The sequence below is a fragment of the Candidatus Brocadia sinica JPN1 genome, from assembly GCF_000949635.1.
In the GTDB taxonomy this organism is placed as follows: domain Bacteria; phylum Planctomycetota; class Brocadiia; order Brocadiales; family Brocadiaceae; genus Brocadia; species Brocadia sinica.
Window position 1 is genome coordinate 1,714,431 of record NZ_BAFN01000001.1, and the last position, 24,052, is coordinate 1,738,482.

General features: G+C 41.9%; 19 protein-coding genes and 1 riboswitch. Of the genes, 5 read left to right on the forward strand and 14 right to left on the reverse strand.

What is annotated here, in order from left to right; genetic code table 11:
* Positions 1 to 88: 88 nt before the first annotated feature.
* From BROSI_RS19020 to BROSI_RS07705, 14 genes are all read right to left on the reverse strand, one after another.
* Positions 89 to 2,680 carry a polysaccharide deacetylase family protein gene (locus tag BROSI_RS19020; protein WP_082059105.1) on the reverse strand — a complete coding sequence of 864 codons (2,592 nt, stop codon included), beginning with the start codon at positions 2,678 to 2,680 and terminating at the stop codon, positions 89 to 91.
* A gap of 82 nt (positions 2,681 to 2,762) precedes the next feature.
* Positions 2,763 to 3,599 (reverse strand): sulfotransferase, encoded by an 837-nt coding sequence (locus BROSI_RS07645; RefSeq protein WP_052563150.1) that lies wholly within the window; start codon positions 3,597 to 3,599, stop codon positions 2,763 to 2,765.
* 16 nt (positions 3,600 to 3,615) lie between these two features.
* Positions 3,616 to 4,563 (reverse strand): DUF6473 family protein, encoded by a 948-nt coding sequence (locus BROSI_RS07650; RefSeq protein WP_200891719.1) that lies wholly within the window; start codon positions 4,561 to 4,563, stop codon positions 3,616 to 3,618.
* 53 nt (positions 4,564 to 4,616) lie between these two features.
* Positions 4,617 to 5,675, reverse strand: coding sequence for a radical SAM/SPASM domain-containing protein (locus BROSI_RS07655; RefSeq protein ID WP_052563151.1), 1,059 nt, complete (start codon positions 5,673 to 5,675; stop codon positions 4,617 to 4,619).
* A gap of 5 nt (positions 5,676 to 5,680) precedes the next feature.
* Positions 5,681 to 6,361, reverse strand: a complete 681-nt coding sequence (locus BROSI_RS07660; RefSeq protein ID WP_052563152.1) for a class I SAM-dependent methyltransferase — start codon at positions 6,359 to 6,361, stop codon at positions 5,681 to 5,683.
* Positions 6,362 to 6,385: 24 nt separating this feature from the next.
* Positions 6,386 to 7,447, reverse strand: coding sequence for a glycosyltransferase family 4 protein (locus BROSI_RS07665; RefSeq protein ID WP_052563153.1), 1,062 nt, complete (start codon positions 7,445 to 7,447; stop codon positions 6,386 to 6,388).
* A gap of 7 nt (positions 7,448 to 7,454) precedes the next feature.
* Positions 7,455 to 8,387: a glycosyltransferase family 2 protein gene (locus tag BROSI_RS07670; protein ID WP_052563154.1), complete on the reverse strand. Its 933-nt coding sequence runs from the start codon at positions 8,385 to 8,387 to the stop codon at positions 7,455 to 7,457.
* Positions 8,388 to 8,408: 21 nt separating this feature from the next.
* The gene (locus BROSI_RS07675) at positions 8,409 to 10,676 is read right to left on the reverse strand and encodes a glycosyltransferase (protein WP_052563155.1); all 2,268 of its coding nucleotides are present in this window, start codon (positions 10,674 to 10,676) and stop codon (positions 8,409 to 8,411) included.
* A 9-nt stretch (positions 10,677 to 10,685) separates the two neighbouring features.
* The gene (locus tag BROSI_RS07680) at positions 10,686 to 13,076 is read right to left on the reverse strand and encodes a glycosyltransferase family 2 protein (RefSeq protein ID WP_052563156.1); all 2,391 of its coding nucleotides are present in this window, start codon (positions 13,074 to 13,076) and stop codon (positions 10,686 to 10,688) included.
* Positions 13,077 to 13,135: 59 nt separating this feature from the next.
* Positions 13,136 to 14,428 (reverse strand): ABC transporter ATP-binding protein, encoded by a 1,293-nt coding sequence (locus BROSI_RS07685; RefSeq protein WP_052563157.1) that lies wholly within the window; start codon positions 14,426 to 14,428, stop codon positions 13,136 to 13,138.
* 128 nt (positions 14,429 to 14,556) lie between these two features.
* Positions 14,557 to 15,321 carry an ABC transporter permease gene (locus BROSI_RS07690; protein ID WP_052563158.1) on the reverse strand — a complete coding sequence of 255 codons (765 nt, stop codon included), beginning with the start codon at positions 15,319 to 15,321 and terminating at the stop codon, positions 14,557 to 14,559.
* A 188-nt stretch (positions 15,322 to 15,509) separates the two neighbouring features.
* A riboswitch (cyclic di-GMP riboswitch) is annotated at positions 15,510 to 15,607 on the reverse strand.
* A gap of 52 nt (positions 15,608 to 15,659) precedes the next feature.
* Positions 15,660 to 16,784, reverse strand: coding sequence for a hypothetical protein (locus BROSI_RS07695; protein WP_052563159.1), 1,125 nt, complete (start codon positions 16,782 to 16,784; stop codon positions 15,660 to 15,662).
* A 131-nt stretch (positions 16,785 to 16,915) separates the two neighbouring features.
* Entirely contained in the window at positions 16,916 to 18,703 is a 1,788-nt protein-coding gene (locus BROSI_RS07700; protein WP_052565710.1) for a glutamate mutase L, read from the reverse strand.
* A gap of 107 nt (positions 18,704 to 18,810) precedes the next feature.
* The gene (locus BROSI_RS07705; RefSeq protein ID WP_157842431.1) at positions 18,811 to 19,134 is read right to left on the reverse strand and encodes a hypothetical protein; all 324 of its coding nucleotides are present in this window, start codon (positions 19,132 to 19,134) and stop codon (positions 18,811 to 18,813) included.
* A 239-nt stretch (positions 19,135 to 19,373) separates the two neighbouring features.
* On the opposite strand from BROSI_RS07705, the gene BROSI_RS07710 reads away from it, so the two are divergent.
* The 5 genes from BROSI_RS07710 to leuC all read left to right on the forward strand — a co-directional run bounded on the left by BROSI_RS07710 (position 19,374) and on the right by leuC (position 23,978).
* A complete protein-coding gene (locus BROSI_RS07710) occupies positions 19,374 to 19,637 on the forward strand; it encodes a hypothetical protein (RefSeq protein WP_052563161.1) in 264 nt (87 codons plus the stop codon).
* Positions 19,638 to 19,675: 38 nt separating this feature from the next.
* Positions 19,676 to 21,013 carry a threonine synthase gene (thrC, locus tag BROSI_RS07715; RefSeq protein WP_052563162.1) on the forward strand — a complete coding sequence of 446 codons (1,338 nt, stop codon included), beginning with the start codon at positions 19,676 to 19,678 and terminating at the stop codon, positions 21,011 to 21,013.
* 239 nt (positions 21,014 to 21,252) lie between these two features.
* Positions 21,253 to 22,098 carry a zinc metalloprotease HtpX gene (htpX, locus tag BROSI_RS07720; RefSeq protein WP_102046788.1) on the forward strand — a complete coding sequence of 282 codons (846 nt, stop codon included), beginning with the start codon at positions 21,253 to 21,255 and terminating at the stop codon, positions 22,096 to 22,098.
* A 190-nt stretch (positions 22,099 to 22,288) separates the two neighbouring features.
* A complete protein-coding gene (locus tag BROSI_RS07725) occupies positions 22,289 to 22,606 on the forward strand; it encodes a hypothetical protein (RefSeq protein WP_052563163.1) in 318 nt (105 codons plus the stop codon).
* A 103-nt stretch (positions 22,607 to 22,709) separates the two neighbouring features.
* Complete coding sequence (leuC, locus tag BROSI_RS07730; protein ID WP_052563164.1) at positions 22,710 to 23,978, forward strand: 3-isopropylmalate dehydratase large subunit; 1,269 nt, start codon at positions 22,710 to 22,712, stop codon at positions 23,976 to 23,978.
* Positions 23,979 to 24,052 lie beyond the last annotated feature (74 nt).

The window sequence follows — 24,052 nt, forward strand, 5'->3', positions numbered from 1 at the left end:
AATTTTTGCATGCAGCTTCTCTTGGATTTGGCAAGTTCTATGCCAAACATTGATTTAGGTCGATATTGGTCGCTTGTCAAGTAGGATATTACATCTGATGAACATCGAGCTTTGCGATGAAACTTTGCAAGTTATCGGAATCCCCCGCCTCGATACGGGGCAGTGCAAGCAGGGAATCATCCAGTTTGCTTATTTCTGCCTGGCAGGTCAGGCCAAAGATGTAACCACATGCCCCTATGAGATGTTGAACTATTCTGTTTGTCGCCCCGTATGGGTATGCAAAGGCCTTGACTGCCACCCCAAGTTCATGACCTAAAGCTGCTCGTGAACAAGCTCCTTCGCGAACAATTTCCTCGTGGGTGAGTTTTGTAAGTGAACGATGACTGGCCGAATGGGAGCCGAATTCTATACCTTCTGTCTGAAGGGTGCGAATTTCATCCCATCCGAGCAGGGGGATCTGCCCGCCGTATTCGCTATCACGTTTACGCAATGTTTCCACCCAGTCAGTGACAATAAAAATTGTCGCCGAGAAGCCATAACGGCGTAAAATTGGCCATGCGAAAGTTAAGAAATCCAGGTAGCCGTTATCAAAAGTAAGAAGAACCGCCCGCCTAGGAAGTGGTTTTTTCTCAAGCATCGCCACACCCCAATCCTCCAGTCTGATGCTATAGAATCCGGCACTATGCAGGCTGGAGATATGTTCTTCAAATGTTTCCGGAGTTATAGAGTCGTCTGCTGTTGCTGGCGACGTAGCAGGACAAATCCTGTGATACAAAAGGATCGGAAGTTGATTGGTCACAACGTTTTCATTACTGTGATTCTGATAGGTGTCTGTTGCTTTTTCCCGTTGAATCTTACGAGAAATATTTGGGTTAAAAAAGGGTTCTTGTTTTTGCAACAATTGATGCCAAATGAGATCGGGTGAGTGAATGATGCGTTTAGTGTGTCCATTTTGAGACGATGCCCGGACTATTGGTTCTCCATTGGCCAGTGCTGCATCAATGATATCTTTTTCAGTAACGGCCGGAAGTGTTGTCCATCTGGAAGCACTCGTTCCAATCAATCCATATGTGTTCCGGCCGAGTATCAGGTTGTATGTGTCAGGAATCAGTGTTTTACAGGCAGCATAGTCAAGCGCACGAATGTTATTTCCGAATGTAAATAGAGAATAGCCGTCTTTGGAAAATCGGTTTACGGTTGCTGCCGATTGGGAAAGTCGGTCCCGAAGGGACAGGGGATCTGTGACAGACTTACCAAGAATCCCTTCTCGGACCGCAACACGGCACAATTCAAAACCACTTGCTTTTGTAAGTATTGCACGTAATTCTTCGGCACGGAGTATATCACCTGTAATGGGAATGGTTACGGCTCCGACTGCAGCTCCGCCCACGGTTAACAGTACGTTTATTTCAGGACATGAAACCCTCATATCAGAAATATCTTTACTGACTTCAACTATCAGCCAGCTATCATTAACACAGTACCTTGTGGCTTTTTTTGAACCTTCAAATAAAAAGATTTGTGGCCGGTACGTGAATTTCTCTTGTGGCTTATTGCCTCTGTCCAGATAAAAATGTTCTAGAGATACATTAGGGCAGCCCCACACCTCCTGTAAGAATATTACCCAGCCAATCAGATCATGTAATTGTATCCATAGAGCACGCTCGTCTTTTGGAAGACCGCCAACAAGGCATAATTTTTCTTTGTAAATGGATAAGCCAGCAGGTTCATGCTTAACACGGATATTTCGGTAGATTGTGCGTTCAAAAAAATGACGAACAATAGGCCAAGCAAAATCGGCTGCAATAGCATCTGAAAGGACATATGCGGGAACGAGTCCATCGCAAATGGGCAACTCAAGTGTGCCGATGTAGGACCCCATAAATTCGATTTGGCATAAGAGACGCCTTGCGGAAGTGTGAGGGACAACATTGTTTACTGGCTCCGTAACCTCAATCTTGATTATATCGGCGTCCTCTACAGTCATTGGCAATGTCTCCGCTGCAATTTTCTTAGAATTCTTTTGATAAATTTTTGGATGGACAATTGCGAGTTGAGAGATATTCGTATTTTCCAGTTCTCTTTCAAGGAGAGGATAATTGCCGATGCAATTATCTTTAACAAAGATAAAAATATTTTGAGCATAATAGGGTTCTACATTTTCATTGTCCCATATTGCTTTCCGTAAACAATCAATTATTAAATATTTATTCTTTTTAAAGTGTTTTAGCCAGTAATGAGGCCATTGTTCATTTACGTGACATACTCCTCCTTGAAAAGGGATAGCTGCTGAAAAAAGAATAACTTGTCCAAGTTTTGTAACTGAATCTATAAAAATTTCCGCACATTCAGCGGGGAGATGTTCCGCAACTTCCAGGGACACAACTAAGTCAAATTCCCTGTTTAATTGAAGAGGCTTTGTGAGGTCAAACGGCAGGAATTCTTCCTGGGGAATTTGCAACATATTTTTCTTTATATAATCACCATCAATTCCTAGGCATTCTGTGATGCCAAATTCCTTAAAGACAGTTAACCAAGTTCCTAAGCCGCAACCGACATCAACGATACTTTTAGGATGAATAAATCCAAGAAGCAAAGGTATAATTTCCCTTGCCGACCTTTTCGAGGTCTCTTTTTGAATTCTGTAAAAATCTTCTTTATATAGTTTATTCATCGGCATGTTGTATTGACTTCTTCCTGTGCATTATCAGAACTTTTTTTAAATATACCTTTTATCTAACAAATAAAACTTGTGGTTTTATTTAATCCTCAAAGAATTCTTCCCATGGGGTATTTTTAAATTCTTTCTTCAATTCAAAATAATTTGTGATTATTTTAGAAAGCGGTTGTCTTGTCTGTCTATATGTGGATGGTTTAAGGATTTTATAATTTACACCTAAAAACTCTTGCATGCGTCTCATTTCGTTTTCGTAATTACGGGATAGATTTTCATAGAAAACGTCAATCTTGTGATGGTTTTCAAAATAGATATCGTATTGTTTTTTAATCTCTTGCGCCCAGGTAAATTCATGAAGACATTCTTCATAGCCAAGCGAAACAGAAAAATCTTCTTCCTCGGAACCGGTAATATCAGTCCATTTATTCGTTTTAAATGCCCTCTTAAGGGAGAGCAGGACTTTAAGGGTGTTATTCCTCTTTAGGTGAATTATCTTTAAATCTTTTTGATTCTTTAAAAATGTCCAGACAGTTTTACGGGAATCGTTTTGTGCATGGTAATAGAATATTTTGAATCCCACTGCCCCTATTTGTTTTGGGAATTTTTTAAATACCTTTTCTTTTAAAAATCTATCCGGGTTATTTTGAATTAATGTTTTTAAGCTCCTAGATTGCAGATATTTATCATAATCGGGTAAATCCCATCCGATAGAATCGTATGAACGAAACAATTCCCCGAAAGTAACGATCTGATTATGGGAATTTAATAAACCACGGAGAAAGTTCGATCCGGATCTTCCTCTTGTAAGAATAATAAATTTACAATAATCTGAGTGGCCATCACGTATTCCTAAAGTAAGGGCCAGGTTCTTTAAATGAAAACAAATTAAACCTTTTAGATTCAGGAGGCTTCCAACAGTCATTTTTTATTGTAAGGAGCTATAAAATTATTGTATTTTTTCTGTATAGCCATTTACTAAAACTAAAAGACACACTGGATCTTTTCTGTAGTCCAATTGGATGCAGATACCTTTTACACACCTTTTCAAGGGTATTTGCTGCAGCTACATGCATCTGGGGCGAAGGATAGTACCAATTCTTATCCCATACACCACCCCACGGATCTTCAATGGTGATTGGCTTGCCTGTAAACCGGTTAATAAGTGTATGTGGTATCCCTTTCCTTGATACACATTCAACATATTCATCACAATGTTTTCGTATTAGATTAATCATATGTGTATTAACCAATTGGGGAAATTCTCCAAATAATGTGTGAATGTCTTTGTATTTTTCCTTATAGTGTGGCTTTCTGGTGGAGAACCAGAACAATATTTTGGGTGGGGTAATTTCTTCCAGGAGTTCTCTATAGTTATCAACCCAATTATTTCTGGTTTCAGTAATTATTGTTTTTATATAATCTTTATCGTGCTGTTTTAATAACTCTCTAAAAGCATCATCGCATCCAATCGGAGTACCATCGGATACTCTCGTGTAAAATCCCAGACCTTTACTGGTAAATAATGAATTACTCTCAGATCTTCCCGACATAATTTGTATGATGGCAAACCTGGCACTGTTGATATATTTTAATAGTTTATCGTTGTCTTTTGAGAAAAACGATGGTCCTGCACCTCCCCGGCCAAGATTTACTGTTTGTATACCAAGCCTCTTTTGCAGTAAGGTTGGATATGGTTCTTCACAAAAACGTCCAAAAGTTTGTGCTGCACCAATAGATACGAAGTATTTGCCCTCTTCTAATTTTTGAGGTTTAGGTCCTCTGAATAGCAATTGAGTATTGGTTTGACGATCAATTATTTCCGGGTCCAAACAATACATTTGATAATCAATTACTTTCCAATCCTGGTTTGTGTACCCTTCAGCCACTGAGTCAGTCTCCCGTAACTTTACGTTTTTGTTTCTGTGTGTGTTTATAATTATTATCTTCTCAATGCAATTTCCGTTAGATTTCCTAAGTGGACTAACGGTTCATTAAAGATTGTATCATTCAGAATGTCAATAAACTCATAATGACTTGGGTGCGTGGGAAAATGAACGGCCCTATTTCTAAATTCCTCTTCAGAGTATGTTCCGTAATTCACTAACTGGCTAAAATAAACGGTATCAAAATTAAAATACTTGCCAAGACGCACAAAATCAGGCATCTCTTTAAAGTTGTTTTTTTGAACAACCATGCTTATGCCTACCCACTCTAAGGGACCGTTTTTACGAAGGGAGCTGATAAATTTGAGGTTTTCAAGAAGCCTTGCGAAACTCCCACCCCTACGATTGATTGCATAAGTTTCCGGGTTTGCCGCATCAATTGAAATATCTGCGCTTTTGATAAGCTGTTGTATATCCTTTGCGATCGTATCCCACATTTTTACTGTCCATAATTGCGCGTTTGTTTGTAAATGTATTTTATCAATATTCGGCATATCCTTTCTTTTCATAGTTTGCAGCCATTTTCTGAAAAAAGGACTGCCAAAAGGATCACCTGATCCCGTAATGTGTAAATAGTTAGCATGTTTCATAGCCTCCTGTTGAATCTTGTGCTGGACTCTTAATATTTGTTTCTTGTTTTTCTTCTCTATAATAATATTTATTCGACATGAAGGGCAGGATAGATTACAAGATTTATCATATGTACAAATAATTTGTTTCGGTCCATAGGGTAGGAGTGTGAGTTCATTTTCTATTACGGTTTTTAAATCATTGTCTTTAACATCTTCAATTTTTTCAACCGGCCCGGATACCGTTTGTAAAAAAGCGCATCTGGAGCGATTGCAATAGGTAAATGAACCATCCAAAATTGAGCGCCGTATTTCTTGTGCCTTTTCACCATTCCATATCTCTTCAATCGACTGATCTTGTAAATTTCCTATGGATGTATCAAGCCATGCCGGACAGCACAGAAATACCTCCCCGATTTTTTTTAAATGGGTAATCTCAAACCATGTAAAAGGTTTCGAGCAAAACAAATGTCTGTTTTCTGACATGATATTTACCCTTTTAATTTTTTTAACCTTTTTATCAGATGCGAAAGTTTCAACTTGTTGATAATTGATTCTTTGTTGCGTTTATTTATATCATAACAATAGGGTAAATTAATTTTCTGGCCGGTCCAATCATTAACATTTTTTGGTTCCTGTAATTTTTTAAAGAAAGCAGTATTATTCATGATTTTTATTAATTCCCATTCTTCCTCTATACTTAAAAAATCATATAATATTTTAACTGATGGTATCTTAAAGTCGTCTACGCATACAATGCCTCCCGGCTTTAACTTGAATGCTGTGTAATACCAATCAATAATCGGTATAGGGAAACGATGTGCTCCGTCAATGAATATAAGATCTAATTCTGATTGTATCAATCCATTCTGTGGAAGGATTTTATCTGAACTTTCAATAATGAAAGTTATATTTTCTGTGAGGCCTAATTTTGCGCAATATTGTTGTACCCGTTCAGCTTCTCCCAGATCAGGCGTAATACAAATATGTTTTGTATTTACTATAGAGAAGATAACGGTTGTATGCCCACAACCAGTTTCCAATGTTGACATGCTGGGTGTTAACATGCTGTAAAGAAAGCGTAAGGTGTCAGGGTGAATAGCCCAGCTTGTAGAGACACCTTCATGCAGATGGAATTGCGGGTTGTCTTTAATCAATCTTTCTAGTAACATATTTACTCCTGATTTATTATGAAATTAACCATTACCTGCCAGTTTTGAATAGACTGCTTCATACAGCGGAGCAATAGTGTGCCATGCTAGCTCTTCCGCCCTTTTACGGGCTTTTTGTCCCATAGTAACACGTTCATCCTGGTTATGAAATAAGTGCAGGAGGGCTTCTGATAATTGTTCGGGGTTGTTGTTTTTTATCAAGATGGCTTCGCTTCCTGGCAAATAGGCCTTTACCGATGGCAGGCTGGTTGACACCACAGGCAATCCGCATGCAATCCCTTCAAGAAGGGCATTATTTGCAGTAGACTGCACTAATGGAAGGAATAATACATCTGATTGTTGATACAATTTCAGTAATTGAGCATCATCTATGTTTTTGTATATGGTGATGTTTTTTAAACCTTCCACTTCTCCCGCCTGTGAAGATACCACATTAAATCCTATTTCATGAAAATCTTTCAGCTTCTCTGCTACAAGTCTAACTGCCTTGAAATCCCGTAAATAGTGTCCTACGGTAATGCACTGAAATTTCCCCTTCGTTTTTGGAATATCCCGGGGTTTAAAATAGTCAGTATCTATACCATGAAGAATTAAATGGATTTTATCATGGTCTATAAATTCCCTAAAATAGGATACTTGCTCTGGCGATACGACGGTAATGCAATCGTGCTTACGGATGACGTCCTTAATAATAAGTGAATCGAGTATTTCTGGTGGTTGATGATAGGTTGCAACGACCCTTGGTCGTATTTTACGAAGCCGCTTCAGTAATCCGGGAAGAAACTGTGCTGAATGTTCACCGTCAAGATAATGTATGATATCCACCTTTCTAAAATAGCAGTGGGCTAGTGCTTTTATTTCAGCAGTCAGATCACTAAGTTTATACCATTTCATACCGCGTTTTTGAATAATGTTACGTAAGTATTTCCGTATTAATCTATTCTGTACAGGAAAATCTTCGTCATTGTCTGGTATCTGTTTTACTTTTATTTTATAATTAATTATATCAATGTATTTTAAAAATTGATTTATACCAGAATGAGTGCACCAATGAGGATAACGAGTATGGATCAAATATATATGCATAATTATTCTACCTTCGCCCGGCTCCAAGCAAACCTGCTATATGCCCAACCGTAATTAATGCGAAGCATTTTTCGGTAAATCGCTTTGGGTCCTTTCTCGGCAATATGAGATTTATAATTGTTCGTGGAGATTGCAATAAAGAATATAGTTTAATAGCAGCGCAATTTATACGTTCTGCTATTGATGGTGTTTCTTCAATTAATTGCATGATAGCATCGGAAATCCCCTGCCAATAATATCTGCAAGTAAACCAGCGTTGGTTAAGTCGTGACGTGGGTGTAAGATGATGAATGGCTATCTCCGGATGGTAAAAACAAGTATATCCTGCCTTCTGGATTTGCTTTTCAAGAAAAACATCGCCTCCCGACAAAAGGTGTTTGCCCTTACGGTCAAGGTCATGGGTAAATCCACCGACATGTTTAAGAACTGCGGTTGGAAAGGCAATATTGGCGCCAACGAGCCATTTCCGGTTCAGGTCGGTTAAATTATGTGGTATGTCAGACCAGTTAATAATCGTGAGACTGGTTAAAAGTTCATCCGATATCCAGCTGGGTCTGGGGGCTTCCCAAATGGGATTTACCTTTCCCCCTACACAGCCTGGTCTTGGTTTTACCGTTTCAAATACCTCCAAGATTTTGCTGAGCCAGGTTGGACAAGCAATGGCGTCGTCATCCAGGTAAGCAACATATTTTCCCCGCGCATTCTGCCAACCAGTATTCCGCGCATAAGAGAGACCCAGCTTCGATTCATAGAGGTATCTGATGTTCTTGTTTAAAGTCTTTTTTATTACTTCTTCGGTGGAATCCGTAGAGCAATTATCTACTATAATAATTTCGTACGTGTCTTTATGCAGATTTTGATCAAGTAAGCTTTGAAGTGCTTTCACTAGATATTCGGCACGGTTGTGTGTACATATTATTGCAGAAATAAGAATATTCATTTTACTTGTTTTTCATGTTAATTATATGAGAAATAAAATTTGACAACCAGATAGGAATATGCGTGTTGTCTTATTTTTTACTTTTTTAAAAAACAGCAAAGCCTTCCTTAAAGTTTCTTTATGAAAAAAGTAAAGTAACATATGTTCCAGAATACATTGAAATAATTTATTTTGTGTTGAATTTGCAATTACTGAATTTGCCATGTAAGCCTGAGCAAGAAGGGCAATTTCCTTAGCATCGCGGTTAATAAGGTCTGGAAATCTTTCAAAAAGTTTCCTCTGCGTTCTTCCACAAACTCCTGTATTCGCAAAATGCAACGTTGATTCTTTTCTCTGTCTAAGTTCTCCCAATATTTCCGGAATAGTAGCAGCAGCCCATCCGGCAGCCATCACTGCATTGAAAAGGTCCCACGTGTCATATTCCTCACTTATTGTGGAGCGAAAGTAACCGGCTTCTCGCAATGACTGTGTGCGAACGACACCAAAGGGAATCGCTTCATTTGAAAGCCACTGATAAGGGAAGGATGGGCAGAAGTTCGTCAAAATTTTATCCTTAACCCCAATATACTGAGCCCAGCAGGAGACAAGGCCAACTTCTGGAGATCTTTTAAGAATAGATTCACAGGTGGCTATAAAGTTAGGTTTTAACCTGTCATGGGCATTGAGGAAAGAGAAACCGAGGGGTTTCGTTCCTGAATTAAGTATTGCTTCAATGCCAGTATTCTTAGCCGGCGTTACATCGCCATTTTTTTTGAGAATAACATGCCATCCTCCCTGTTGCGCAATAGCTAGGGTTTTCAATGCCTGATTTTGTGTAGATCTATCATCTACAATAATTACAGCAGCGGGTTTTTGTGTTTGCTGTTCAATGCTTTGCAGGCATTCAGTAAGAAATTGTGCTGTATTAAAGCAGGTAACAACAATGGCAATTCCTTTTTCGGAATTATTTTGCAAAACCTTATGCGTTTGCCTCTCATAAAGGGGTCTTGTAGACCATGATAAATTTACCGGCAGGTTTAAAGATTGTTTTGGTCCTTGATTGACGATTTGACTGCGGAAGTCTAAATGCCTTTCCAGGATTTTCTTGTTATCGCACATCTGGCGGATGGATGCTGATGCATTACTCCCCATTTCAGCAATTTTTTTGGGAGGTGTTTCTAATGCCCGTTCTAGGGCTTCTGCAAGGCCATTATTTTCAGTTTTTTTTGCCAGCCAACCCGTTTTGCCGTCTTCGATCATTTCGACCATTCCTCCCTCACGCGATGCAAGAACCGGTAGTCCTGAACACATCGCTTCAACGCAACTATAAGGAAAATTTTCCCAACGGGATGGTACTACGGCAATACGTGCTTTAGCCAGAAATTGCGGAAGCAAAGAACGTTCTTGGTGGCCCAGAAAGTGAAACCTTGTCTTTAACTCGTCGGGGATGCGACGCATTACAAAATCTTCACCACTCATGTTCTTTGTGGCAAGAATATTGGCGCCAATAAACTCAAAATGAACATCCGGGTATTTATGGGCAACCCCTGCTGCAGCATCGATCCATTCTATTATTCCCTTGCGTCGCTCAAGTCTTCCCATATAACAAATTTTTCCGTATTCCCATGTGTCTTTATTCCGTTCGAGGATGGGATTGTCTCCAATTGGTAATGGAATAACCCGAATGCTCCCTGCCTGCAATCCGTAATGCTCTTCTGCTTGGTTGGCTAAATAGCGACTGGGGCAAAGGAGGGCATCGGCCGTCGTGATACTAAAGTCCTCAAGCCTTTTTATTTCCAAAAGAGAAGGAGAATAAATATCCCAATCATTGTGTTGGGTGATAAATTCAATTGGAGAATGTAAATGAATAAAACAGGGGGGACGCCTTTTTGGTCCTAATCCCATGGCCCGGCGAAGTTGAAAAAAATATAAAGGCGCCTCATAATCCTGTGATTCAATTATATCGATCCCTTCCTGTTCAATAAGTTTCTCTGTAAGAAGGCTAGCTTGCCAGGAAAAAGATTGGGAGTGAAGACTCCATTTAAAAAGATGATTCACTTTCTTAAATTTGATTAAGGAATTTGATTCGTGAGTCATAAAAGATTTACAGTTCATATAGGGAAGACGATGGATAATTAACCGCCCGTTGCACTGTTCTTCAGTCTGCCTATTGGAGCCTTCATAAAATTTACCGATTACATGTACTGTTTCTCCCTTTTCGGCAAGTAACCGGGCAATATGGACTCCATACGTCCCAATACCGCCTCCTGGCGCCGGTGGATATTCGCTACAAACTATAAGATGTTTCATAATGGTTCGCTAATTTGTCAATAAATGTGTAATAATCCTTCCTGTTTTACGTAAAAATATTTTAAGTAAAGGAAGAGTATGGTTTGAATTGTTATAGGGTGCAGATAGGGTTTGTTCAGTATAAACATATTGTTTCAATTGATTTTCTAATTGCATGGCAATTTCAACGGTAAATTTGGATACCGTTTCACGATGGGTATTCAACATAAGTTCCCTCATAACCTGATTCTGCACAGAGGTCATGCTTCGGTAAAGTGAATCCCTGCGAACCCTGTATCTTGTAAGGTGCATGGGAATTGTTATAATGGGCCATCCTGATGCAAGCATTCGAACGCCTAATTCCCAATCTTCATAGTTATAACGCTGGCGAGTATCGTAACTACCGAGGCCCTGCAAAAGTTCTGTGCGTGTCAGGCAGGGAACGATCACACTGTTCTCAATAAATAGAAAGGGCAGTTCCGTCTGCGGAGCGTTCCAGAAGCCATCAGGGATATCATTCCCAAAAATAAAGGCCCAGGCGGCAACACCACCTAAACGTGGATATTTATCGAGTATCTGAAGGGCAATCCTGTAAAAAGGAGGCTCAATCATATCGTCTCCGTCAAGGAAGGAAATAAATTCTCCGTTTGCTGCTTCAAGTCCAGTATTTCTTGCCGCTGCCAGTCCCTGGTTTTGCTTGTGAATAACTGTAAGGGGAAGACCTTTTAAAGATGCCTCTTTTTGAAGTTCCCTTATATACGAGTGGGTTTCTTTTCCGTGTGACCCGTCGTTAATCAGAAGAACCTCATCAGGCTGACGTTCAGATGCCCAAACACTTGTAATGGCATCCTTTATCAAAGACCCCATTTCATAACAGGTTACGACAACCGTTAGTGTTCCCTTCCTGGTATGAGGTTTGGGCTCCGGTAATAAAGGTGGTTTATCCGCCTCTGCATGTGCACGGAGAGAAATGCGGCGATCAAGGAACATAAGAGCTACCCGTGACAGATTCTGTGATTGATGGGGAGAATGAAGAAGTTGTTCTAAGGCTGCAGTAGTTTTTGTGATCAGGCATTGCCGCGTATTTCCACAGTGCGCGCTGATAATACGCTTACACAGTTCCCGTCTTATCTGATCAAGTTTTTCAACATCGGTTACCATGATTTTCCCCATGAAATCTGCCACATTCTCAGGAGTAGGATCTCCACGAATTAAAATCTCTTCAGGAAGGTTTTCTCCCGGCGCCAATCCTTCTGCAGCCGCTGGAGAGAGTAACACAAAGGACCCTTTGGCAAGTTCATGCCAGACATTTGGGAGATGATCAAAAAAACTTGGGTAGAGACGCACAGGAAAGATTTGATATGGATGTTGTGGATATTCTCTTCTCCATTCCCATTGTTGTTCCCGTACCAGATCCTTTACAAATCCTCGGGATGACCAATAGTCAACAAAATCTCTGGGTTTCATAGGGGCAAAGACCATGGACGGTCCTGCACTGATTACCGGATCTTTAAATGACACTCCTTTGTTTGTTAAAAGAGTAACTGCGTCAAGCGCCGTTAGTACTCCCGAAGAGGCTTGCTGAGGTTCGTAGAGAAAAAATCCAGGATATTTGCGGGTATCGGTGGTGTATGCTGCAGACGCATGAGAGATTGCATCAAGTATTTGTTTATCAATAAAACGTGGTGCAAAAACAGGGGGTGAAGATTCGGGCAATCTGCCGTCAATGGCTATCTTATTTCCTCTGGGTCCAAAAACTAGCACAAGATCTGCTAAAGCCAATGACACATCTTCCATCTGTCGCCGGATGATTGCATGGCGGATCCATATGCCTTCCTGATTAGCCATCTGTCGGTTAACGGATTTATCGGTAACTGCAACTACGAAAGGCACATCTACCGTATCGGGAACCTTGGTTGCCTTTGCCATCTGTGAGACATATCCGAGACCGCCCCACATTGGCAGGATAATAACCTGAAATGGGTCTTTTTTGTAAAGTACCTGAAGTTCTTTATTCAGACAATAAGAAACAAAAGATAATAGCCCCCCATCATTGATTAATCCGTGAGAACGTGGGCTTAAGCCTTTTTCATCGAACGGAAGCCAATATTCAGGGTCCCTCGCAGGAATTGGAATCCGTTTGACCCTTTCTGATCTGAAAGGATCCGGCACAGTGTCAAAGTTTGGTTGTAATACTGGACGTGTTGCCGGAGTCGGTACCCAGGTTTTCCCTGTTTCGTAATGGTACCACTCACTCCAGCAAAGAATAGTGATTCGGCAGTCAAGATACTCGGAGATTTCTTCAACCGGAAGACCTAATCCTCTCATGGATATTCTTTCTTCTGTCTCATCTGAAAGAAATTCACAGTACCCCTCATACCCTTCTATAATAACAATATGATGTCTGCCTTTTTTGTCCATTGTTTAACTCTACAATTGCTTAAAATAATCCTTAATGCATCCTTTGGGTGATAAACAACTTATTTTCTCTGTGTTGCGATATTTGTTTCTATTGTTTGATTTTGAATATTTAAAATAGACCATACCGGACGTAGTGAAATAACGCCCGTATCTCCAGAGTTTGCTCCATTTTTACTTAAAATATGTAAGGGGTGCATTTGCCAGTGATAATCATAGATATAATCCCAATCAAGAGGATAGAGACCGACGTTGATGTAATACATGCCGGGAAGCAGAGGTAATTCTGGCAAATGGCAAATAAAATTGCCGTGCTGGTCTATATGCCCAAAGGTTGTGCATGCAGAGAGAATATAGGTTTCAAAACACTTGATATCTGCCTCATTGTATATACCGAAGATAACTGCAATATCGGGCATGGGTTTTGTGATGTTATATTCAAGGCTAATCGTCAGGCTATCGCCACTGCTTATTGTATCAGTAGTTTTGCCCTGTGTGTCATATAAATAGACAGCGCATATCTCCGCTTCCTGAGTTCCTAAACGTTTGCCATATTGAGTTACTGTATTAGGTTGATTTGTTTTACCAAAAAGCTTCTCGGCCCGTTTTTCTGTCCGCTGACGCATAAGATCGTTGTAATAACGAATAGCGCTTTCCGGATCCCCTTGCATTACTATACGCCCTTCCTCCAGTACAAGCACTTCATCACATAAACTCCTGATCTGGCCAGAATCATGCGATGTCAGGATTGTGGTTTTATCTGATGCTCGAAAAGCTGCCAATCGTTCAAGGCATTTCTTCTGAAAACGGGAATCGCCAACCGCCAGCACTTCATCAATGATCAAAACGTCAGGATCGAAATGGATGGTTGTGGCAAAGGCAAGCCTCAAATACATGCCGTTAGAGTAAGTTCTAACCGGCTGATCAATGAATTCTTCCAGTTCAGCAAAGGCAACAATTTCTTCCTCCCTTGCCAGCACCTGGCGTCTTGTAAGGCCGCTCAGGATGCCCCCCGTCATAAGATTTTCTCGACCGGTCATCTCAGGATGGAATCCACTTCCCAGTTCAAGCAATCCACTAACTTGACCTACACGACGGATACATCCGGTGGTAGGTCTTCCCAGACCGCACAGTAAACGCAGTAAGGTGCTTTTTCCTGCACCGTTATGACCAACAATGCCCAGCGCCCGTCCCTGTTCCACAGAAAAAGTGACATCACGCAGCGCCCAAAAGTCATTGTCTCTGTTGTAACGGCCTGTAAACCGTCTGATTATTGACTCTTTGAGGGTAACCGGACGATTGCGTTGAATCCGGTAGCGTTTTGAGACAGAGTTCACTGTTAGAACTGCAGACATATTATACTCTTAAGTCTGACGATGGAAGTATATTGAAATAAGTTCGTTTCTGATGCAAAACTATATCTTTAGAATAGTCATAATACTATAGTTTTTTCCTGGAAACGTATTTTTGTACCTCAAACATACTAGATGGTATCAATAATATCATGAAGAAAAAACCTGTAAAGAAGGTAACCAGAGACGCATACGAAGATACTTGTTGTGCCCGCAAACAGGAGCGATCTCCATTCAGGGAACGTACCGTAAAAAAAAATCGCTCGGTAGCCTTGTATCAGCACCGCAATCGGGCTAAACATGTATAAAATACGGAAATTTTCACTGACTGCCTGCGGCTGGTAAAAAACTGGTGTCATGTAAAAGAGAAGCATAAGTACTATGCTCATAATGTGCTGCACATCACGATAAAAGACGTTTAGCATAGCGATGATCAGGCTTAGGCCAACTATTAATACACCCTGAATCAATATCAGCAATGGAAGAATCAGAAGGGCCAATGTCATAGTTTTATCATAGATGGCTAACATAACAAAAAGTATTGGCAGGACTACTAAATAGTTTAGCATGTTTGACAAGGTGTTGGTAATTATAAGGGTTGCTGGTGTAAAATTAGGCCTCCGAACCAAACCACGATTGTTGATCAAAAGACTACCAGATGAACTAAGACACGTACTAAACCATGTCCACGGTAGTAACGCACTGAAAACGAAAGCCGGGTAAGCATCAATGTTTAGCGGAACAACTTTCTGGAAGAGAAAAACCAACACCAGCAATTGAGCTAAGGGGAGCATGGGTGACCATAGTACGCCCAGAACCGAACCCTTATAGCGCACAGCAAAATCGCAACGCACGAGGTGCCGTATCAGATCAAAATTGTAACTTAATGAGTTCATATGATAAATATCCTCACTCCATGCTGAAATATGTTCTTTTGTACTGCCGGCAAGATTTAAGCCTCCGAAAGGTAACCTCTCGACAATTTCTTAATAATTGGCACTCATAGAGATAAAGTTATCTCAAAAATGAAGCTTTGAACGGCAAAAAAAAGCCTTACTGCAAAAATGTTTATTCGATAAACATCTTCGGCAGTAAGGCTATCTTTCTCGCGTTACTTCCTTGTAACTTAAAGACCCATTTACTTTGCGCCCCCTGATCGCTCAGGGTTTGCCTTTATCGGATTGTGAAGAGCATTTTATTTCACAGATTACCCTTAAGTCAATAAAAAAAATTTTTATGTCTCAATCATCTCCACATTTGCCCGTGGGACAATGGCTGTGGAACCATCGGGAAACTCGACCTCGAGGATGCGTACTGTGGCCTCGGTTTCGATGGTCAGGGGAGAAAAGGGGAGTGCCTTGATCTTGCCGATCTTTCCAAAATAAGGTACACGGATGACCCTTATGGTGTCCCCAATTTCCATGCCTCTGTCGAGTGGCTTGTCTAATTCTTCTTTGGCTGTCTTGTTTGAATAAGGTATGATAATTTCTGGTCTTACTACACCCGCACGGATCTGCGTAGCGCCATTAATAGAGGTTTTAGCGCCCGAGCGGGATTTTAAAAGCTCGAATGTCCTTTGTGCCATCTGTATCTGACCAAAACCTTCGGTAATAATGAGAGTAATACCGATTTCTTCTGAGCCCGTAATGGCTACTCCAAGGTCGTATCCAAGCAATTTCTTGAGATTTTTGTCGTCAAGCCCACCAACGATGATGCCTTTTACTCCTATCTTTCTTGCCTTGTCCATAGCATCGTGTTGGATAAAAGACCCCCCCACGATAATTTTGTCCTTATGAGTGGGCAGTATGCAGTCGGTAGTAAGTATATCATCGGACTTATTAACCGCAATCACGAGTTCACCTACTGTTTCACCACCTACCCCAAAGATGCCCTGAATGAAGGTTGCAGTTGTTTCCATAACTACACCCTCTTTTTCCATGACCTCTGTGACCGTGCCGTCCACGAAGGCGAACACTTGAATTGGTTTTGGAGTTTCCCGCAGGAGAACTTGTCCCGTTACTGTTGATATGGTTTCAATCGTTCCTGTTATAGGTGAAAGCAGGACGGTCTTCAGTATTTTAATCCATGGCTTTGTCTCGGCGATGATCTCGTCCTTCCGGACTGCGTCACCTTCTTTTTTTAACATATATTCTCTGATGTCCTTAGGTTGGATACCCAACCGATTTACGGCATTAATGGCGTGTATCTTACCAGGCAAATGGGTACTGGCTACTACATCCTCTGCCTTGAGAGTATCACCCTTTCCGACGATAACATCACCCCGTAACGGAAGGACACGTTGGCTTGTGACCCTGGTTCTTTCAGATATGCGTAAGCCGGGTGTATAAGCGTGAGTCATAGTATATTGGGAATTAAATGATTCATAATCTTATCAATGTGTTTTTTTTATCTGTATCTGATATCCTGATAATTGTTCGACTGAGCTTACGCCGAAGTCTGTGTTTATCTGAATCCAGAATGAAAGGTTTTTTATTCTGGGTACGCGTCAATGGCCTTGGTCCATCGTTGTAGTTGCTCCACTCTTGATGCCTTATCTTTTGCTAGGGTGATAGGTCTGCCCCGGGCATCGATAACTACCCCTACAACTCCGCCAAAAACCTTCTTCACAATAGGTTTCCCTTTTCCTGCGCCGACATCAAAACCTTTTGCCGGTATGACCTCAATTTCCGCTGTCTGATCAATGCCCAAGGGGAAGACGCTCAGGTTCCCATAAGAAAGCGAATTTTCTGTTTTTTTACCATCCGGCATCGTTATCTTATAGGAAATGCATTTTTCATTGGCCTTTCCGATACTTCCTTTAACAAGTGAAACGCAGGTACCCAGATGAATCAAACAATCTTTCTCAAATACCTCTGTAGATGCCTGTTCGTTTACCGTTGAAAGAACTCCCAGATGAGGCATCATGAAAATACTGTCGACAGCAATCCTGGTAATGCCTTCAGGCTGTAGGGCATCAATCATCATAAGCATTGCCTGTGCCCTGCGCGGTGCATTGGAGAGCACACCACCGCTGCCCACCAGGAGGTCCAGCTTTAGCATGTTTATTAATGTTTCACCCACAGTCTCTTGTTTAAATGCTTCGGAGATATCTCGTTCCCGCTGTACTCCCTTGAGTCCTACTGCCAGGGATTTGTGTTGTTCAAAGGATACCCTCAGAGCTTCACGGGATATAGCCTGTTCTATCTTCAACTCTTCCAGTGTTTGAGGTATAGTCGTGGGCCTGATCATCTTGTTCTTGATCCTGTTTCTGAGATCGGATTCATCGATATCGAATGGTATCCATCGCAGAATATTCTCAAGCCCCGCTTCAACCAACACATTAGAGATGCTGTAACTCATTCCGAGGTTTGCGCTCACTGTGCGATTAAATACCTCGCCATACACAGAAAAAATATTCGTCGTGGCGCCGCCTATGTCAATACCAATGACATTAATATTTTGTTTTCTGGCGATTGCCTGCATAATGAGGCCCTCTGCCGCTGGGGTGGGCATAATGGGCGCCCCGGTCCATGACATCAGTTTTTTGTAACCAGGGGCCTGTGCCATTACATGTTCGAGAAAAAGTTTCTGGATTTCCTGGCGCGCCGGAATGAGGTTTTCGTGTTCGAGGGTAGGTCGGATATTTTCTGTAATGTGGAGGGAGGTTTTTTTGCCGAGAATTTCCTTTATTTTTTCGCGGACATCCTTGTTGCCGGCATAGATGACCGGAAGCTGAAATGTCATGCCGAGCCGAGGTCTGGGATGTGCGGCTGAGATATATTCTGCCAATTCTATCACGTGAGAAACAGTGCCCCCATCAGTCCCCCCGGAGAGTAATATTATATCAGGTCGTAATTGACGTATGAGATCTATCTTCTCATGAGGAAGGCGTTTGTCGTTAGATGCAATAACGTCCATTACAATGGCGCCGGCTCCGAGCGCCGCACGCTGGGCGCTCATGGCGGTCATGGTCTTTACAGCGCCTGCCACCATCATTTGCAAGCCACCGCCTGCGCTGCTCGTAGATACATAAATGTCTACGCCAACATTCCCTTGCGCCGGTGTGATGATTCTTTCTCCATCCAGGATCTTCCGGCCAGAAAGTTCTTCTAACTCGGTAAAGGCGTTCAACACACCGCGGGTAACATCTTCAAAGGGCGCTTCTACAGTTGTAGGCGCCCCGCCACGGAATGTTTGCCGATAAACTCCATTCTTTTTTTCAATCAGGATGGCTTTGGTGGTTGTACTCCCGCAGTCTGTGGCAATGATGACATTCACATCATGATCCTCTTTTTTGTAAAAGCCTACCGCAAAGGCACAGAATGTGCTCGGCTTTAAAAACAATTGACAATTCTTTATTCCATTGCAAATGCACTTTCCGCTATTTACATTTTGGATCTTCTTTTTGCGCACTCTGCGTCTTTGCGGTGAATAGTTGCCTTTTCTAACTCCTCGATAATCTTTTTTATCCCTTCCCTCTTTTCAAGTATATCCTGAAGTAGATCGTATTCTGCTGGTGTGAAGAAAAAGGTTAAAAATGGTCTGAAGAATACCATCATCTGGCTTCCAAGATAACTGAGTGGTTGTGCACATTCAAGAAACATTGTGGCTGGAACTGTGATTCTTCTTTTGTTTATTACCGTTGCCAGTTTCCGGATAAGGGCCAGTTCCTGTTCGTTCAATGCTATATTTTTATGAGGCGTTCCCATACTAAAGGCATGCTTGAACTCCCGCCGGATAGATTGCCCGTTTACTTTTGGGAAATATGAAAATATTTTTGACAGTAAATTTTGTAAATACATGATGTCAGGGAATCTTATCAAAGTGATAGCGTTTTTGTCAAAATTAAAATAGTTTTTCACTATTCATAAGAATTTTTCAGTATTGCAGTGTTGTATCTATTCGAAAAAACTTGACAAATTAGATATATGAATCTTATAATTCTAACATGCCGGAAATTGAAGAATTAGAACATAGAATTGCAAGGCTTGAGACCCTTTATGAAGACGTTCTCAAAGAAAGAATCACCCAAATTGCCTCAAGAGTAGACCAAATATATGAAAAAATAGAACGTGATAAGACAGAGATACTTATAAAAACAGAAAAGGACAAGCGAGAGATCATTTATTGGATGATGGGATTGAATCTTGGCTTTTTAACCCTTACCATTACGGCTCTCTGGGCAATTCTGTCTTTTGCATTAAGACGGTAAATGTTTCCCATACGATATTTTGAAAGGAGAAATTGTTCATGCCATACAGGGCATGGTTCCAGTGCATATCAGGATGTAATGAAAAGTATGAGCTGAACGAGGTTGTCTACCAGTGCAGGAAGTGTGGAGATTTGCTGGAGGTCAAGCACGATATGGATAAACTCCACAGGCACTCCCCCGAACATTGGAAGAGGTTGTTTGATGAACGGTATAGACGCAGCAAGTGGCCTTACGGGAGTTCTGTTTGGGGCAAGAAAGAATGGGTGTGTCCCAATGTCGACAACGGGAACGTAGTTTCCTTATATGAAGGAGGCAGCAACCTTTTCTGGGCCGAACGGCTCGGAAAGGAACTTGGTTTGGAAGACTTGTGGATCAAACAGTGTGGGAATGCCCATACAGGCTCTTTTAAAGACCTGGGAATGACTGTACTGGTTTCCATGGTCAAGCAGATGATTGCGGAGGGGAAGGATATCCCAGCAGTTGCCTGTGCATCCACGGGAGATACTTCTGCTGCGCTTGCATCGTATTGCGCCGCTGCGGGTATTCTTGCCATAGTGTTTCTGCCAAAGAACAAGGTATCCCACGCGCAACTTATCCAGCCTATTGCCAATGGGGCGCTTACTTTATCGCTGGATACCGATTTTGATGGGTGTATGAAACTGGTAAAGGAGATATGTAGCAAAAATAATATCTACCTGGCCAACTCCATGAATTCCCTTCGCATTGAGGGTCAAAAAACAGTAAGTATCGAAATAGTCCAGCAGTTCGATTGGGAAGTGCCCGATGTTGTAATAGTTCCGGGAGGGAATTTGGGCAATACCGCAGCGCTGGGAAAAGGCTTTCTTATGATGCAGGAATTGCGCTTAATCGACAAATTGCCGCGCATTGTGTGTGCACAGGCAGCCAAGGCCAATCCTCTTTACCTTAGCTATCTGAAGGGGTTTAAAGAATTTACGCCGGTGAAGGCACAAAAGACTCTTGCCAATGCTATCCAGATAGGCGATCCGGTTAGTTATAAAAAGGCTATCAACGTTTTAAAGGCATTCAATGGCATTGTAGAGCAGGCAACAGAAGATGAATTGGCTAATGCCTCTGCACAAGCGGACAGAACCGGTTTGTTCAGTTGCCCGCATACGGGGGTTGCCCTGGCAGTGTTAATAAAATTGCTGGAGAAAAAGGCGATAAGGCGTGAGGAAAAAGTCGTTGTTATTTCTACTGCACATGGCTTGAAATTCCCGGAATTTAAGATAAGTTATCATGAAAATAAACTGGAAGAAGTAATCCCGCGATTTGCCAACCTTCCTGTAGAAGTTCAACCCCGGTACGATGCGGTCAGGACCGCTATCTACAGGAAACTTGAACAAATATCTTCATAGTATCCGATGCCGGTCACAAGGGACGGCGCTCTATTTTTCCTACCTCCTTGCTCAAAACAAATTGTATAAATATTTTATTTTCACTGAAAAATACATAAGATTAAATTCCTTGACAAAAAATAGGCTATACTTATAATGATTTTTCGGGTGGGGGGTGTTTTGGAATAATACCTTTTCCAGAAGTATGGAATTCCTCTCCTAAAGGTTTTTTTGCGGTTTGTTTGAGGAGAAAGAGTATTATGAATTATTTTAAGACAACGGTATTATTAATTGCCTTGACGCTGTTGCTTGTTTGGGTGGGCAGTATGTTCGGCGGACGTCAGGGTGCGGTCTTTGCCTTTGCCATTGCTATGGGGATGAATTTTTTTAGTTACTGGTTTAGCGACAAGATTGTTTTGAAGATGTATGGCGCCAGGGAGGTTTCTGAGCAGGAGTCGCCGGCCTATTATGGGATCGTTAGGGAATTAACCATGCATGCGGGATTACCTATGCCCAGGATATATATCATCCCAACGAATGCCATGAATGCCTTCGCCACGGGGAGAAATCCCAGCCATGCTGCAGTGGCAGTTACCGAGGGGATGCTTAATTCTCTGAAACTCGAAGAACTCAAAGGAGTTTTAGGACACGAATTATCCCATATTCGGAACCGGGATATACTTATATCTACCATTGTTGCAACGGTTGCCGGCGCTATCATGATGCTGGCAAATATGGCCCGATGGGCGGCTATTTTTGGGGGATATGGCGGGAGGGATGAAGAAGATAGCAGGGGGGGAGGTCTCGGAATGTTATTGGTAGCCATTTTGGCCCCCATTGCTGCGCTTGTAATTCAGATGGCGATTTCCCGTTCGCGGGAGTACGCAGCCGATAAGGGAGGCGCATTATTAACAGGGAATCCGCTGGGGCTGGCCAGCGCCCTTGAGAAACTGCAACAGGCATCAGTGGCCAGGCCTATCGGTGCAAGTTCGGCTACGGCGCATCTGTTTATTGTGAATCCATTAAGCGGTCGTTCGTTTGTTACAATCTTTAGTACTCATCCACCAATCGAAGAACGAATCAAGAGGCTCAGGGCGATGGCCTGAAAAAGGCTTTCTATAATAACATTCACCGTGGCAACGATTCTCTGCAACGGGTTATAAAGCCACCAACATTTCGGAGACCGGTTTAATCTCGCTACTGAAAATGCCTGGTGTCTTCGTGTCTTAAAGTAGCTTGAACTCTTACTACAACGTGTGTATTTACAAAGATAGTAATTTACTTGGAGGAACATGAATGGTGCACTATACTTGCGATATGTGCGGAAGACCATTGCTGGCAGATGAAGACATTCGCTATGTGGTGAAAATTGAGGTATATACCGCCTGTGATGCTATGGAGATGGCGGATGACGATGAAGATTTGGATGAAGAGATATGGGAAAGGGAAGAGGAAAGCGAGAGGCCGGATGGCGCATCGAATCCTGCTGAGCCATTGGAGGATGGAGAATATAAGACCTTTCGTTTCGATTTGTGCACCAAGTGTCATAAAAAATATTTACAGGACCCTTTGTTTTTAAAATCGTGGAATAGAACAAGATTTTCTGAAAATTAGAATTCGCTTTACCAATCTTTCGAATAATAATCATCCTCAGTTGCTTGCGTTTTGTGAAAAAGAAAAAGAAAGACGAAGCATACTGCAATGTGAAAAACAATCTATGGAAATGACAATAACAGAGAAGATCATCGCTGCACATTCGGGTCTCAAGGAAGTACATCCTGGGCAATTTGTTTACGCAGATGTGGATATCTGCCTGGGTAACGATATTACTGCCCCGATCGCTATTGAAGAATTTGAAAAGACAGGGATTAAAAAGGTCTTTGATCCGGAAAAGATTGTTTTGGTTCCTGATCACTTTACCCCCAATAAGGACATCAAGTCTGCACAACAGTCAAAATCCCTCCGTGTTTTTGCTGAGAAACACCATTTAAAACATTACTTTGAGATTGGCAGAATGGGGATCGAACACGCCCTGCTTCCGGAAAAAGGGATCGTGGCGCCCGGAGACCTTGTGATAGGAGCCGATTCTCATACGTGTACCTATGGTGCGCTCGGAGCATTCTCAACGGGTGTCGGGAGCACCGACCTCGCTGCATGTTTTGCTACGGGGAAGGTGTGGCTCAGGGTGCCTGAATCGATTAAATTCGTTTTTCACGGCAAGGTGAAAAATTGGACATCAGGAAAGGATTTAATCCTCTATACGATTGGGAAAATCGGTGTGGATGGAGCCCTTTACAAGGCAATGGAGTTTGCAGGCAGCGCCATATCAAATTTGCCTATGGACGATCGTTTCGCCATGTGTAACATGGCAATTGAGGCCGGGGCGAAAAGCGGTATAATTTCGTCTGATAAAAACACTGAAGATTATGTAAAGGGCAGGGTAACCAAAAAATATGCGATGTATCAAAGCGATCCCGGTTGTAATTATACAAAAACATACGAATTCAATGCCGAAGAAATTTCTCCTCAAATAGCACTCCCCAGTTTACCGGAAAACACAAAACCCGTGGAAGAGGTTTCGGGAATTAAGATCGATCAGGTAGTTATCGGTTCTTGTACCAATGGAAGAATTTCAGATCTCAGGATAGCAGCCAAAATCCTCAAAGGAAAAAAGGCGCATCCTTCCATTCGGCTTATTATTATTCCGGCTACCCAGGAAATTTACAGACAGGCATTACAGGATGGCTTGATTGAAATATTTATAGATGCCGAGGCGGTAGTTTCTACCCCAACCTGCGGTCCGTGTCTTGGCGGTCATATGGGTATTTTGGCAGAAGGGGAACGGGCGTTATCTACGACCAACCGTAATTTTACCGGTCGCATGGGGCATCCCAAAAGTGAGATATATCTTTGCAGTCCTGCTGTTGCGGCAGCATCAGCAATCACGGGAAGGATTACCCCGCCTGATGAGGTGGTAAAGAATTGACCCCAGGCATTTTCGTGATTTCAGATTTGATTTCTTAGCCGAGAAATTTGATAAGAACATGAGATTGTTATTAG

Bases quoted from the DNA above. Each gene is read 5' to 3' on its own strand.
- BROSI_RS19020 (WP_082059105.1), bottom strand. From the start codon at position 2,680: ATGCCGATGAATAAACTATATAAAGAAGATTTTTACAGAATTCAAAAA.
- BROSI_RS07680 (WP_052563156.1), bottom strand. From the start codon at position 13,076: ATGGACAAAAAAGGCAGACATCATATTGTTATTATAGAAGGGTATGAG.
- BROSI_RS07695 (WP_052563159.1), bottom strand. From the start codon at position 16,784: ATGACTCACGCTTATACACCCGGCTTACGCATATCTGAAAGAACCAGG.
- BROSI_RS07690 (WP_052563158.1), bottom strand. From the start codon at position 15,321: ATGAACTCATTAAGTTACAATTTTGATCTGATACGGCACCTCGTGCGT.
- thrC (WP_052563162.1), top strand. From the start codon at position 19,676: ATGCCATACAGGGCATGGTTCCAGTGCATATCAGGATGTAATGAAAAG.
- htpX (WP_102046788.1), top strand. From the start codon at position 21,253: ATGAATTATTTTAAGACAACGGTATTATTAATTGCCTTGACGCTGTTG.
- BROSI_RS07710 (WP_052563161.1), top strand. From the start codon at position 19,374: ATGCCGGAAATTGAAGAATTAGAACATAGAATTGCAAGGCTTGAGACC.
- BROSI_RS07655 (WP_052563151.1), bottom strand. From the start codon at position 5,675: ATGTCAGAAAACAGACATTTGTTTTGCTCGAAACCTTTTACATGGTTT.
- BROSI_RS07645 (WP_052563150.1), bottom strand. From the start codon at position 3,599: ATGACTGTTGGAAGCCTCCTGAATCTAAAAGGTTTAATTTGTTTTCAT.
- leuC (WP_052563164.1), top strand. From the start codon at position 22,710: ATGGAAATGACAATAACAGAGAAGATCATCGCTGCACATTCGGGTCTC.
- BROSI_RS07705 (WP_157842431.1), bottom strand. From the start codon at position 19,134: ATGGGAACGCCTCATAAAAATATAGCATTGAACGAACAGGAACTGGCC.
- BROSI_RS07685 (WP_052563157.1), bottom strand. From the start codon at position 14,428: ATGTCTGCAGTTCTAACAGTGAACTCTGTCTCAAAACGCTACCGGATT.
- BROSI_RS07670 (WP_052563154.1), bottom strand. From the start codon at position 8,387: ATGAATATTCTTATTTCTGCAATAATATGTACACACAACCGTGCCGAA.
- BROSI_RS07725 (WP_052563163.1), top strand. From the start codon at position 22,289: ATGGTGCACTATACTTGCGATATGTGCGGAAGACCATTGCTGGCAGAT.
- BROSI_RS07665 (WP_052563153.1), bottom strand. From the start codon at position 7,447: ATGCATATATATTTGATCCATACTCGTTATCCTCATTGGTGCACTCAT.
- BROSI_RS07660 (WP_052563152.1), bottom strand. From the start codon at position 6,361: ATGTTACTAGAAAGATTGATTAAAGACAACCCGCAATTCCATCTGCAT.
- BROSI_RS07675 (WP_052563155.1), bottom strand. From the start codon at position 10,676: ATGAAACATCTTATAGTTTGTAGCGAATATCCACCGGCGCCAGGAGGC.